This is a genomic window from Paenibacillus soyae (genome assembly GCF_024623455.1).
Lineage (GTDB): Bacteria > Bacillota > Bacilli > Paenibacillales > Paenibacillaceae > Pristimantibacillus > Pristimantibacillus soyae.
Window position 1 is genome coordinate 40868 of the sequence record NZ_JANIPJ010000027.1, and the last position, 12160, is coordinate 53027.

General features: G+C 54.8%; 16 protein-coding genes. 13 read left to right on the plus strand and 3 right to left on the minus strand.

Annotated elements, in window-relative coordinates; translation table 11 throughout:
• The first annotated feature begins 16 nt into the window (after nucleotides 1-16).
• The gene (locus NQZ67_RS26575; RefSeq protein WP_257451958.1) at nucleotides 17-877 is read left to right on the plus strand and encodes a D-alanyl-D-alanine carboxypeptidase family protein; all 861 of its coding nucleotides are present in this window, start codon (nucleotides 17-19) and stop codon (nucleotides 875-877) included.
• Between the two features lie 51 nt (nucleotides 878-928).
• On the opposite strand, the gene NQZ67_RS26580 is transcribed toward NQZ67_RS26575, so the two are convergent.
• The 3 genes from NQZ67_RS26580 to NQZ67_RS26590 all read right to left on the minus strand — a co-directional run bounded on the left by NQZ67_RS26580 (nucleotide 929) and on the right by NQZ67_RS26590 (nucleotide 2162).
• A complete protein-coding gene (locus tag NQZ67_RS26580) occupies nucleotides 929-1084 on the minus strand; it encodes a hypothetical protein (protein ID WP_257451960.1) in 156 nt (51 codons plus the stop codon).
• Nucleotides 1085-1098: 14 nt separating this feature from the next.
• Nucleotides 1099-1887: a hypothetical protein gene (locus tag NQZ67_RS26585; protein ID WP_257451962.1), complete on the minus strand. Its 789-nt coding sequence runs from the start codon at nucleotides 1885-1887 to the stop codon at nucleotides 1099-1101.
• A gap of 113 nt (nucleotides 1888-2000) precedes the next feature.
• A complete protein-coding gene (locus NQZ67_RS26590; protein WP_257451965.1) occupies nucleotides 2001-2162 on the minus strand; it encodes a hypothetical protein in 162 nt (53 codons plus the stop codon).
• Between the two features lie 252 nt (nucleotides 2163-2414).
• Between NQZ67_RS26590 and upp the strand changes: the two genes are divergently transcribed.
• From upp to NQZ67_RS26650, 12 genes are all read left to right on the plus strand, one after another.
• Nucleotides 2415-3044, plus strand: a complete 630-nt coding sequence (gene upp / locus NQZ67_RS26595) for a uracil phosphoribosyltransferase (RefSeq protein WP_257451967.1) — start codon at nucleotides 2415-2417, stop codon at nucleotides 3042-3044.
• A gap of 214 nt (nucleotides 3045-3258) precedes the next feature.
• The gene (gene wecB / locus NQZ67_RS26600) at nucleotides 3259-4407 is read left to right on the plus strand and encodes a non-hydrolyzing UDP-N-acetylglucosamine 2-epimerase (protein ID WP_306813081.1); all 1149 of its coding nucleotides are present in this window, start codon (nucleotides 3259-3261) and stop codon (nucleotides 4405-4407) included.
• 191 nt (nucleotides 4408-4598) lie between these two features.
• Nucleotides 4599-4835: an AtpZ/AtpI family protein gene (locus NQZ67_RS26605; protein WP_257451969.1), complete on the plus strand. Its 237-nt coding sequence runs from the start codon at nucleotides 4599-4601 to the stop codon at nucleotides 4833-4835.
• Entirely contained in the window at nucleotides 4825-5187 is a 363-nt protein-coding gene (locus NQZ67_RS26610; protein WP_257451971.1) for an ATP synthase subunit I, read from the plus strand. The genes NQZ67_RS26605 and NQZ67_RS26610 overlap by 11 nt, the downstream gene beginning before the upstream one ends.
• Before the next feature lie 25 nt (nucleotides 5188-5212).
• Nucleotides 5213-5980, plus strand: coding sequence for a F0F1 ATP synthase subunit A (gene atpB, locus NQZ67_RS26615; protein ID WP_257451973.1), 768 nt, complete (start codon nucleotides 5213-5215; stop codon nucleotides 5978-5980).
• Nucleotides 5981-6088: 108 nt separating this feature from the next.
• The gene (atpE, locus tag NQZ67_RS26620) at nucleotides 6089-6307 is read left to right on the plus strand and encodes a F0F1 ATP synthase subunit C (RefSeq protein WP_257451975.1); all 219 of its coding nucleotides are present in this window, start codon (nucleotides 6089-6091) and stop codon (nucleotides 6305-6307) included.
• 302 nt (nucleotides 6308-6609) lie between these two features.
• Nucleotides 6610-7092: a F0F1 ATP synthase subunit B gene (gene atpF, locus NQZ67_RS26625; RefSeq protein ID WP_257451977.1), complete on the plus strand. Its 483-nt coding sequence runs from the start codon at nucleotides 6610-6612 to the stop codon at nucleotides 7090-7092.
• Nucleotides 7089-7637: a F0F1 ATP synthase subunit delta gene (locus NQZ67_RS26630; protein ID WP_257451979.1), complete on the plus strand. Its 549-nt coding sequence runs from the start codon at nucleotides 7089-7091 to the stop codon at nucleotides 7635-7637. Before atpF ends, NQZ67_RS26630 begins: the two co-directional genes overlap by 4 nt.
• A gap of 15 nt (nucleotides 7638-7652) precedes the next feature.
• On the plus strand, nucleotides 7653-9158 hold the full coding sequence (atpA, locus tag NQZ67_RS26635) for a F0F1 ATP synthase subunit alpha (protein ID WP_257451981.1): 1506 nt from the start codon (nucleotides 7653-7655) through the stop codon (nucleotides 9156-9158).
• Nucleotides 9159-9311: 153 nt separating this feature from the next.
• Nucleotides 9312-10172, plus strand: coding sequence for an ATP synthase F1 subunit gamma (gene atpG, locus NQZ67_RS26640; RefSeq protein WP_257451983.1), 861 nt, complete (start codon nucleotides 9312-9314; stop codon nucleotides 10170-10172).
• Nucleotides 10173-10213: 41 nt separating this feature from the next.
• Nucleotides 10214-11617: a F0F1 ATP synthase subunit beta gene (gene atpD, locus NQZ67_RS26645; protein WP_257451984.1), complete on the plus strand. Its 1404-nt coding sequence runs from the start codon at nucleotides 10214-10216 to the stop codon at nucleotides 11615-11617.
• 24 nt (nucleotides 11618-11641) lie between these two features.
• Entirely contained in the window at nucleotides 11642-12040 is a 399-nt protein-coding gene (locus NQZ67_RS26650) for a F0F1 ATP synthase subunit epsilon (protein ID WP_257451985.1), read from the plus strand.
• The last annotated feature ends 120 nt before the right edge of the window (nucleotides 12041-12160 follow it).

The window sequence follows — 12160 nt, forward strand, 5'->3', positions numbered from 1 at the left end:
AGAAGGAGGGGGCGGCGTGAGCAAGGAGAGAGGGATTCACTGTGAAGAGAACTTTCGGTCTTCCGAGAAGTCCCTTTATTTACAGATGGATCGGGAACGGGTCTATCTAGGGAGGCTGCTGCTGATCAACGCGGAGCATCCGCTTCGAGGCCAGGGAGAGCCTGCGAGCCTCGCGCGCGCGGGCAGCCTTCCGGGCATTCGGTCGCTCGAGCCGCGAATTGCGCTGGAAGAAACATGCTTGCATGCGTTGGCCGCGCTATTAGCGGAGGCGGAAGCCGAGGAAGACATCCTAGTCGTCAGCGGTTACCGTTCCATGGAGGAGCAGACGTTGCTATACGAGCAGTCGCTAAGGGATAACGGTCCGGTCTATACGGCGAGCTATGTCGCGCTGCCCGGCAGAAGCGAGCATCAATCGGGTCTCGCGGTCGACGTAGGCGAGCGGAGGTATGACGACGTACTGGATTTGATCGCGCCTTCCTTCCCGGATGAAGGTCGATGCTTGGCGTTCAAGAGGCTTGCCGCGAAGCATGGCTTTATACAGCGATATAAGGAAGGCAAGGAGCAATGGACGAGCATCGCCTGCGAGCCTTGGCATTTCCGGTATGTTGGCGCGCCTCACGCGGAATGGATGGAGCGGCTGGGCTTCTGTCTGGAGGAATATATCGGTTTTCTTAAGCGGTATTCTTATGAAGGAGAATGGCTGGCGAAGGATGGGGATGGGGAGAAGTCGGCGATTTATTTCGTGCAAGCCGAGGAGAGCGGACCGACCGTCGTGCCGATCCCCGTCTGCGACCGGTATGAGCTGTCGGGCAACAACGCGGACGGCTTCGTTGTAACGGCGTTCTGGAAGGAACGGCAGCCGGACCGCAACGGGTAATAGCCAGAGCCGCAAACAAACCCCTTAATCGATAGGTTAAGGGGTTTGTTGCTATTTATTTTTCCCGGCATCTTCCTCAATCTTGCCCCGCAGGATGACCGTTCCGTGCTTGGCTTTCGTCAATGCGGGACGTTTCGAGCTTTTGACCTTCCTGACGATTTTGACGGGCTCTTTCCTTCCCAGTATCCTATCCACCGCATTCAACATTCCAATCGGCTCCTTCAGCTATAATGGACGACGAATCTGACCAGCTTGTCGATGTGCCCCAGCATGGTGAAAGGCTTGACGATCTGCTCCCATTCCGCGATATGCGGCTCGACGTCTACGGAGCCGGCGATGGCGATCAGACAGCCGAGCTCAAGCTTTCCGCTGTTGCGGAAGAACAGAAGCGTGTCGGAATCCGAATGGTCGAAGTGGGTCTTCACCTCCTGCCAGATGGGATACGTAAGCTCTGTTTCGAGAAATTTATCGATGGCCTTGGAGTCCATGCGGTCCTGGTCCGGCGTGCAGGCGCGTCCCCACCGCCATCCCGTCAGCTTGTGCCTGCCCCGGCTGTTGTTCGCGACGAGCACCGCGCGCACGTCGGTTCTCTGCACTTGGAACAGGTTGCACACGTCGTCGATCAAGGCGTCGAACAAGCTGTCGATTTTGTCGGCCTTCAGCTCCTTCGGCGCTTGCCGGTCCTTGACCGTTTCCTTTACGTCCGCGATGAGCTTCTCGTAATCATGGCAGGATCGGTAGGGCGGCTCGGACGTTTTTTTTCGTTTCGACAGATAAGCGAATAGAATGACGACCGGAGAGGCGTACAAGACGAATAAAACAAGAAATTTGATCCGGCCTTCCAAGGTGCCTCCGGTATTCCAATCGGCTAGCAGCCCGAAGGGCATGGAGAGGAAACGATTCAGCTCGAACAGCTCTTCCACGATAGCCGGCAGCATCACGACGAGCAGCACCCAGACGGTCAGTTTGCCTAACGCGGAGCCGATAACGGCTTGTCTGATTTTTTTCATGCCTGCGAAGCACCTCCTCCTTGACGAGCTACTGTATATATATGTAAGGGCTTTCGGGAAAAGAATAAAGACCCCTAATTCCTTAGGAGTCTTATCGATATCCTGGCGGCGGATTATTGCTTGCCGAGCAGCATGACGGTTCCGTGCGATGCGGGAGGAATCGGTTTATCCAGGTGAATCTCGTACTGCACGACCTCGCGGCCCGAAGGGGCGAGTATCGTTTTTCTTCCGGATATGCCGAGAAAAGCTTTGACCTTCTTCACTTTTTCGATCAACCTTATCCTCTCCTCTGCTCGCGGGCGCAGGCCATAACGAATGGTTGGCGGTACGATGACTATTTTATGCGCGGGGGGAGCAATTATTTCCGCTTTTTCTGTCGAAACGGGCTTACATTATTTTTTTCTAACCCCAGATGCAACGCTTTCTTTACAGTGCTATAATATATGGGATTGTGACCATGCTAATAGGTAAAAGGTAATTGCAAAGGCAGGGCCTGTCGATTAGGAGATTGGGAGGAATTACGCTCCATGAGCAAACTGGTTATCTGTGACCATCCCTTAATTCAGCACAAATTGACGTTTATTCGGAATAAAGAGACGAATACGAAAGATTTCCGCGAGCTGGTGGATGAAGTTGCAACGTTGATGGCTTACGAAATTACGCGGGACATTCCGCTGGACACGATCCAGGTGGAGACGCCCGTCGCCGTGACCGACGCGAAGATCGTGTCGGGCCGCATGCTCGGCCTCATTCCGATCCTGCGCGCGGGACTCGGCATGGTGGACGGCATCTTGAAGCTGATCCCATCGGCGAAGGTCGGCCATATCGGGCTCGCCCGCGACCATGAGACGCTGCAGCCCAAGGAATATTACATTAATCTGCCGACGGACGCGCCGAATCGGCTTCTGATCGTCATCGATCCGATGCTGGCGACGGGGGGCTCGGCGATTGCTGCCATCTCCTCGCTTAAGAACCGGAACTGCGACCAGATCAAGCTGATGTGCCTGATCGCCGCGCCGGAAGGCGTGAAGGCGGTGCAGGAAGCGCACCCGGACGTGGATATCTATATCGCCGCGCTGGACGAGCGTCTGAACGAGAAGGGCTACATCGTCCCTGGCCTCGGCGACGCCGGCGACCGCATGTTCGGCACGAACTGAGTTTCGGTCTAAATATAATGATAGTTCAAAAAGTTTGTCTTTCAGCACCGAGAAGATTGGATGAAGCCGAGAACTGAGGAGCGGAGCGTAGCAGCGCTACGTGAGCACCGGAAGTTCCGGCTGAATTCAATATTCGATGTCGGGAATCTCCCTGGAGGAGCTTCGTGATCAAAGACATACTTTTTGAACAACCTTTTAGTGGGAGTGGAATGTTTTGTCGAAATTAAAGGTAATGACGATATTTGGCACCCGTCCGGAAGCCGTAAAGATGGCGCCGCTCGTGCTTGAGCTCCAAAGACGAGATGACAAAATTCAATCGATCGTGTGCGTTACGGCCCAGCATCGCCAGATGCTCGACCAAGTGCTCGACTTCTTCGAGATCAAACCGAATTACGACCTCAACGTCATGAAAGAACGCCAGACGCTGACGGAGACGACGGTTCGCGTGCTGGAAGGACTGGAGCCCGTGCTGGCGGAAGCGAAGCCGGACATCGTGCTTGTTCACGGCGACACGCAGACGACGTTCCTCGCGAGCTACGCCGCGTTCCTGAAGCAGATCAAGGTCGGGCACGTAGAAGCGGGGCTCCGCACCTGGAACAAGATGTCCCCGTACCCGGAGGAGATGAACCGTCAGCTCGCCGGCGTTCTCTCGGATATCCATTTCGCGCCGACGGAATGGTCCGCGAACAATCTGCGCAAGGAGAACAAGTCCGAAGATTCGATCTACATTACGGGCAACACGGCTACCGACGTGTTCCAATACACGGTAGACGAGTCGTTCGCGCATCCCGTGCTGGAGTGGGCGAGGGGCAAACGGATGATCCTGATGACGGCGCATCGCAGGGAGGCGCTCGGCGAGCCGCACCGCAACATCTTCCGCGCGGTCAAGCGCATCGCCGACGAGCACGAGGATGTCGTCATCGTCTACGCGGTCCATCCGAATCCTGCGGTAAGAGAGCCGGCTAACGAGATTCTCGGTGACCACCCGCGCATTCGTCTAATCGAGCCGCTCGACGTGTTCGAATTCCATAACTTCTATCCGCATGCGTACATGATTATGACGGACTCCGGTGGACTGCAAGAAGAGGCGCCTTCGTTCGGCGTGCCGACATTGGTGCTGCGAGACACGACGGAGCGTCCGGAAGGCATCGAAGCCGGCACGCTGGAGCTGGTGGGTACGGACGAAGAGACCGTATATAGCAGAGCGAAGGCTCTTCTGAACGACTCCGCCCTATATTGTCGAATGAGCCAGTCGGCTAATCCTTATGGCGACGGACGGGCTTCCGAGCGGATCGTTGACGCCATTCTCCATCATTTTGGCCGAAATGCGCAGCGTCCCGACACGTTCACACAACGTTCATAGTTTGGCTCCAGCGGGCGTATAAAGCCGGAATGTACAGCATACAGTGGCACTGTACGGTTTTAAGTGGTCAGAAATCCTTGTTTTATAAGGGTTTTCCCCCCTTTGTTCACGCAATGTTTGCCGTTTAATCAATTGACAAACCTTGCGCCGCTTGGATAAAATAAATGAGGATTGACAGGGGTTGGGACAATATGAATGAGAAGCGCAATGATGACAATCCATGGAAGGCCGCGGCTCTTATGGGCGGGCTTGGCATCGATGTCGGGATTTGTATATTCTTGGGGTATTGGCTCGGCTCGCTCGCCGGAGAACGGTTCGGCGATCCGAAGTCCTGGATGCTTTCCGGGCTGCTTGTCGGTCTGGCTGTCGGCATTCTTTCAGCCATTCTGATTGTCAGGAAGGTGATGAGGAAGACCGATGGTAGATAATATTTTCAAAACGGCGATGCGTTGGGCGCTTATCTTTGCGGCTGCCTGCCTGCTGCTCTGGGTCATTATGCCGGAGTGGAAGAGCGTATGCGCTGGTCTACTGCTGGGCGTGTTCGCGAGCTTCTTGAATGCGCTTATGCTGAGACGCAGAGTGGAGATTGTAGGACAAGCCGCAGGCGGCAACCGCCGCATGGGGATGGGACTCGGCAGCCGCATCGCGATGGTGCTGCTCGTTGCCATGGTCGCCTACAAGAATCCCGAAACGTTCAACCTGCCGGCTACGCTTGCGGCAAGTATGGTGATGCCGTTTTTCACGCTGGTATCCGCTTTTCTACACCATAAACGCCATTAACATGTGAAAGGGGTGAAATTGTTACATGCATGAATTTCCCATAACGAAATTGGGTGGCTTTAACATCGATTTGTCCACGTGGGGAGCTATCATCATCTCCGCGATCATCACCTTTCTGCTCGCGCGTCTAGCCGTTCGGAATTTGTCCGTGCACAACCCGGGCAAGCTGCAGAACTTCATGGAGTGGGTTGTCGAGTTCGTCCACACGACGATCGCGAGCACGATGCCGCTCGAGAAGGTTAAGCGTTACATTTCGCTCGGCCTGACGCTGATTATCTTCATCTTCGTGTCCAACATGCTTGGTTTGCCATTCGGTATCGTGTTCGATTTCCACCACGAGAACGAATTCCTCGGCATTACGAAGGAAGTACTTGAGCAACATCACGGAGCCGTTCACATGGCATTCTGGAAATCGCCGACTGCCGACCTTGCGGTTACGGCCGGTCTTGCGATAACGGTGATCTTCCTGGTCCACTACCTGGGCCTGAAAGAAAACACGAAGCACTACATCAAACACTATGTGGAACCATTCCCGGTGTTCTTGCCGCTTAACATCATCAAGGAGATTTCGAAACCGGTTACGCTGGCTCTTCGTCTCTACGCGAACATCTTCGCGGGCGAGGTCCTGATCTCCACGATTCTGATGCTGGGCTGGGTCGGTATTCCGTTCCTGGCGGTGTGGCAGGGCTTCAGTATTTTCGTAGGCGCCATCCAGGCGTTCCTGTTCACAATCCTTACAATGGTGTACATCTCGCAAGCGACGATTCATCATCACGAGGAAGAAGCTCATTAATGTTTGGTTTAAGCCCCGTCTGAGGGTCGGGATCGATTACTTGCGCGGGATTAGTTATAAACAAGCACCACAACAAATCTAAAACCTATTTTCGAGGAGGATTTTTAAATGGATTACGGAGTTTTGGCAGCAGCACTAGCAGTTGGTTTGGGCGCACTTGGCGCTGGTATCGGTAACGGTATGATCGTAAGCAAAACAATCGAAGGTATCGCTCGTCAGCCTGAGCTTCAAGGCAAGCTTCAAACAACAATGTTTATCGGCGTTGGTATCGTCGAAGTCGTGCCGATCATCGGCGTAGTTATCGGCTTCCTAGCGTTCTTCGGCTAATAAACGAAACACAAGCCATTGGCGGGGAAGGCCTAGCCCTCTTCGCCTTCGTTATGAATACGAAAACATTTCGAAATGAATGTAAATAAATCTTCAAATAAGGTTCAAAAATCCCGGTTTTCAGCACCGAGAAGGTTGAGTGAAGCTAGAAAATGAGGATCGGAGCGTAGCAGCGCTACGTGAGAACCGGAAGTTTCGGCTGAACTCAAGATTCGATGCCGAGTATGCTTCATGAATAACTTCGTGATCAAAATCGGGCTTTTTGAACTACCTCTATAAAGTTGGTAGGAAGGAGTGGCACAATGGATTTTGTATGGGAATCGACGGTATTCGCGATCGCGGCGTTTCTGATCTTGTACTGGCTGTTGAACAAATACGCTTTTGGCCCGTTGTTCTCGATCATGGAGCAGCGCAGACAGCTGATCCAACAGCAGATGAGCACGGCGGAGACTAGCCGCAAAGCAGCAGAGACATCGATGGAAGAGCAGAAGGCGGCGCTCGAGCAAGCGCGCAAAGAAGCTTACGCCATTATCGAGCAAGCAAGAACGACTAGCACGAAGCAAGCGGACGAAATCGTTCAATCCGCTAGAAACGAAGCGTCCCGCCTGAAGGACGACGCTTTGAAGGATATCGAAAGCGAAAAGAACAAAGCGATCGCAGCGCTCCGCACAGAGGTTGGCGGCATCTCCGTCCAAATCGCTTCCAAGATCATCGAGAAGCAAGTGGACGAGAAATCGCAAGAGCAGCTGGTTGATCAATACCTGAAAGAGGTAGGAAGCAAATGAGCCGCGACACGGTAGTAGCGAAGCGCTACGCAAAAGCCTTGTTCGAGCTTGCTTCCGGCGAAGGTCTCGTTTCGGAAGTGGAAGGCCAGCTGAAGCTGATCTCCGAAGCCCTGAACCAAGACCCGCAAATCGGGAAATTTCTTTCCTTGCCTAGCGTTGCTCCGGCATCCAAGATCGACGTGCTGAAATCGGCATTCGGCGACAAAGTGTCGGGACTCGTACTGGACACGCTGAAGGTTCTCGTATCGCGCGGCCGTCAAGAGCTGATCGGCGACGTATACGAAGCCTACACGAAAATCGCGGGAGACGTGCTGGGTCAAGCGCATGCGACGGTATACACCGCGCAGAAGCTGTCCGACGCCGAGCTCGCGGGAGTAGCGGAGCAATTCGGAAGCATCACGGGCAAGAAAATCATTGCACAGCAAATTGTCGAGCCAGCGCTGCTTGGCGGCATTCAAGTCCGCATCGGCGACCGTCTGTACGACGGAAGCTTGTCCGGCAAGCTGGAACGTTTACAAAAATCCTTAAATTCCAAAGCACTGTAGATAGGGGTGAACGAATTGAGTATCAGACCTGATGAAATCAGCACGCTGATTAAACAACAGATCGAACAATATAAATCCGAGATTCAAGTCGTAGACGTCGGCACGGTCATCAACGTCGGTGACGGTATCGCTCGCGTACACGGCCTTGAGAACGCGATGCAAGGCGAGCTGCTCGAATTCGCGAACGGTGTTGTCGGCATGGCGCTCAACCTCGAGGAAAGCAACGTAGGTGTCGTTATCCTCGGTCCTTACACGGACATTCGCGAAGGCGACCAAGTGAAACGCACGGGCCGCATCATGGAAGTACCTGTTGGCGACGAGCTTCTGGGCCGCGTCGTTAACCCGCTGGGCCAGCCGGTTGACGGCAAAGGTCCGACTAACACGACTCAAACTCGTCCGGTTGAATCCCCGGCTCCTGGCGTTATCGACCGTAAATCGGTTCACGAGCCAATGCAGACGGGTATCAAAGCCATCGACGCGATGGTGCCAATCGGCCGCGGACAACGCGAGCTGATCATCGGCGACCGTCAAACAGGTAAAACGGCGATCGCGATCGACGCGATCATCAACCAAAAAGGCAACGGCGTAAAATGTATTTACGTCGCAATCGGCCAAAAGCAATCCACGGTAGCCAACGTTGTGGAAACCCTTCGCCGCCACGGCGCGATGGAATACACAATCGTCGTAACGGCGAGCGCTTCCGAGCCAGCTCCGCTGTTGTTCTTGGCTCCTTACGCGGGCGTATCCATGGCCGAGTACTTCATGTACAAAGGCGAGCACGTCCTGATCGTATACGACGACTTGTCGAAGCAAGCCGCGGCATACCGCGAATTGTCCTTGCTTCTCCGCCGTCCTCCGGGCCGCGAGGCTTATCCGGGCGACGTATTCTACCTGCATTCCCGCTTGCTGGAGCGCGCGGCTAAGCTGAGCGACAAGCTCGGCGGCGGCTCCATCACAGCTCTGCCGTTCATCGAGACGCAAGCATCCGACGTATCGGCGTACATCCCTACGAACGTGATCTCGATCACGGACGGTCAGATCTTCCTCGAGTCCGACCTGTTCTACTCCGGCCAACGTCCGGCGGTTAACGTCGGTATCTCCGTATCCCGCGTAGGCGGTTCCGCGCAGATCAAAGCGATGAAGAAGGTTGCCGGCACGCTCCGTCTGGACCTTGCGGCATACCGCGAGCTTCAAGCGTTCGCTCAGTTCGGCTCCGACCTCGACAAGTCGACTCAGGCTCGTCTGAACCGCGGCGCGCGCACAATGGAAATCCTGAAGCAGGGCGTTAACATGCCGATGCCGGTCGAGAAGCAAGTCATCTCGATCTACACAGCGGTTAAAGGCCACCTGGACGACGTGGCGATCGAGAAGATCGGCCGCTTCGAGAAGGAGTTCCTGGCGTTCCTGGATTCCAACCATCCGGAAATCGGCGCTTCCATCCGCGACACCAAAGACTTGGTAGCGGACAACGAGAAAGCTCTCGTGGCAGCGATCCAAACATTCAAGAAAAGCTTCGCCTAAGATCGAGAGAAGCGCAGGGCGGCGTTAGGCCGTCCCGCTGAATCTATCGAATGGGCTGCAGAATAGACTTCCTACGCTCGGCGCCACCGTCCGGGCGTAGACCCTTACCACGCCCCGAATCGCTTCGGGGCACTCGAAGGCGGGTGAAACGAAATGGCAAAAGGCATGCGCGATATTAAACGCGAGATCAAAAGCAAACAGAACATGAAGCAGATCACGAAAGCGATGGAGATGGTTGCCGCATCGAAGCTTAGAAGAGCGCAAGAGGCGGCGACGCAATCCCGTCCTTACGCGGATAAGCTGAAAGAGGTAGTCGCGAGCATCGCGGCGGGCACCAAGGATGTCAAGCATCCGATGCTGGAATCCCGTCCGATCAAGAAGACCGGGTATCTGGTTATTACCTCCGATCGTGGTCTAGCTGGCGGTTACAATGCGAACGTCTTGCGCAAAGTGACGCAAACCATCAAGGAAAAGCATAAATCCGCGGACGAGTACGCTCTGTTCGTTATCGGACGCAAAGGCCGCGATTACTTCAAGCGCCGCAACATGCCGATCATCGAAGAAGTGATCGGACTGTCGGATTCTCCGCAGTTCGCCGACATCAAGTCGGTCGCTTCCGCCGCCGTGAAGATGTTCTCGGAGGGCGCCTATGACGAGCTTTACCTGGTCTACAACAAGTTCGTAAACGCGATTACCCAAATTCCATCGGAAATCCGCTTGCTGCCTCTCGAGGAAATCAGCGGAGGAACATCGGTAGCGTCTTACGAATACGAGCCGTCGCCGGAAGGCGTGCTGGAGGTGCTTCTGCCGAAGTACGCGGAAACGCTGATCTACAGCGCCGTGCTTGACGGCAAGGCTTCCGAATTCGGCGCGCGTATGACGGCCATGGGCAGCGCGACGAAGAACGCCACGAAGATGATCAACCAATTGACGCTCACATACAACCGGGCGCGTCAAGCGGCGATCACGCAAGAGATTACCGAGATCGTTGCGGGTGCTAACGCACAATCGTAATTTCATATTCAGCATATAAGAAGGAAGCAGGAGGGAAAGCAATGAAAAAAGGACGCGTTGTATCCGTCATGGGTCCAGTCGTCGACTTGGAGTTCGAACGCGGCAATCTGCCGGAGATTCTGAACGCCGTCAAGATCGACCAGAAGGCCACAAACGGCGGTGTCGACATTAACCTTACGCTTGAAGTTGCCGTTCACCTTGGCGACAACATGGTGCGCGCAATCGCGATGAGCACGACGGACGGTCTGGTTCGCGGCATGGAGGCCGTTGATACTGGAGCTCCTATCACAATCCCTGTCGGCGCTCCGACGCTTGGTCGCGTATTCAACGTACTGGGCGAGCCAATCGACGAAGCTGGCGACGTAACATCCGAAGTGAATCTTCCGATTCACCGTTCCGCTCCGGCGTTCGACGAATTGTCGACGCAAGCGGAAATCCTGGAAACAGGAATTAAAGTTATCGACTTGCTCGCGCCATACACCAAAGGCGGCAAAATCGGCCTGTTCGGCGGCGCCGGCGTAGGTAAGACGGTAACGATCCAAGAGCTGATCAACAACATCGCTCAGGAGCATGGCGGTATCTCCGTATTCGCCGGCGTAGGCGAGCGTACGCGCGAAGGTAACGACTTGTACCACGAGATGAAAGACTCCGGCGTACTTAGCAAAACCGCGATGGTATTCGGTCAGATGAACGAACCGCCGGGCGCGCGCGCGCGCGTTGCTTTGACGGGTCTGACAATGGCTGAATTCTTCCGCGACGAAGAAGGCCGCGACGTTCTTCTGTTCGTCGACAACATCTTCCGCTTCACGCAAGCGGGCTCCGAGGTTTCGGCCCTTCTGGGACGTATGCCTTCCGCGGTAGGTTACCAGCCGACGCTGGCAACCGAGATGGGTCAGCTTCAAGAGCGTATCACTTCCACGAAGAAAGGCTCCGTTACATCGATCCAGGCGATCTACGTTCCTGCGGACGACTACACGGATCCGGCTCCTGCTACGGCGTTTGCTCACCTTGACGCAACGACGAACCTTGAGCGTAAAATTTCCGAGATGGGTATCTTCCCTGCGGTTGACCCGCTGGCGTCCTCTTCTCGTATCCTGTCGCCTGAGGTTCTGGGTGAAGAGCACTACAACGTAGCTCAAGGCGTGAAGAAAATTCTTCAGCGCTACAAAGAGCTTCAAGATATTATCGCGATCCTCGGTATGGACGAGCTGAGCGAAGAAGACAAAGTAACGGTTGGCCGCGCGCGCCGCATCCAGCTGTTCCTGTCCCAACCGTTCCACGTAGCCGAGCCTTTCACAGGCAACAAAGGTATCTATGTTCCTGTTAAGGAATCCGTTCGCAGCTTCAAGGAAATTCTCGAAGGCAAATACGATCATCTTCCGGAAGAAGCATTCCGTTACGTAGGAGTCATCGAAGACGCCGTGAAGAAAGCCGAAACGCTTTAATAGCGGAAGGCGGGAGGAATCCACATGAGTACCTTTCAGGTAGAAATCGTAACGCCTGAGCGCAAGGTGTACGAAGAGACGGCGAACATGGTTAGCGTAACGGGAGTGGAAGGCGAGCTCGGCATCCTGCCGAACCACATTCCGCTTGTAACGCCTCTTCGCATCGCTCCGGTTACAATCAAGCGCAATGGCCAAGTCGATGTCGTAGCCGTGAACGGCGGCTTTATCGAAGTCCGCAAGGACAAAGTCGTCATCCTAGCCGAAAGCGCTGAGTTGGCGAGAGACATTAACGTGGATCGTGCCGAGGCTGCCAAGCAACGCGCTCAGCAGCGCCTAGGCGCAAGACAAGATGAAGTCGATTTCCGTCGCGCCGAGCTAGCGCTTCAGCGCGCGATGAATCGTCTGAACGTCTCGAAGCGTTAATCGAATAATAAGAAGAAGGCATCCGCAGGCTTAACAGCCGGGATGCCTTTTTTTGTTGTGTGCGCGTCTAGCTAAGCGGTAGCGACATCTCGTGTTGCTACTGGATATCGACAGGAGGGC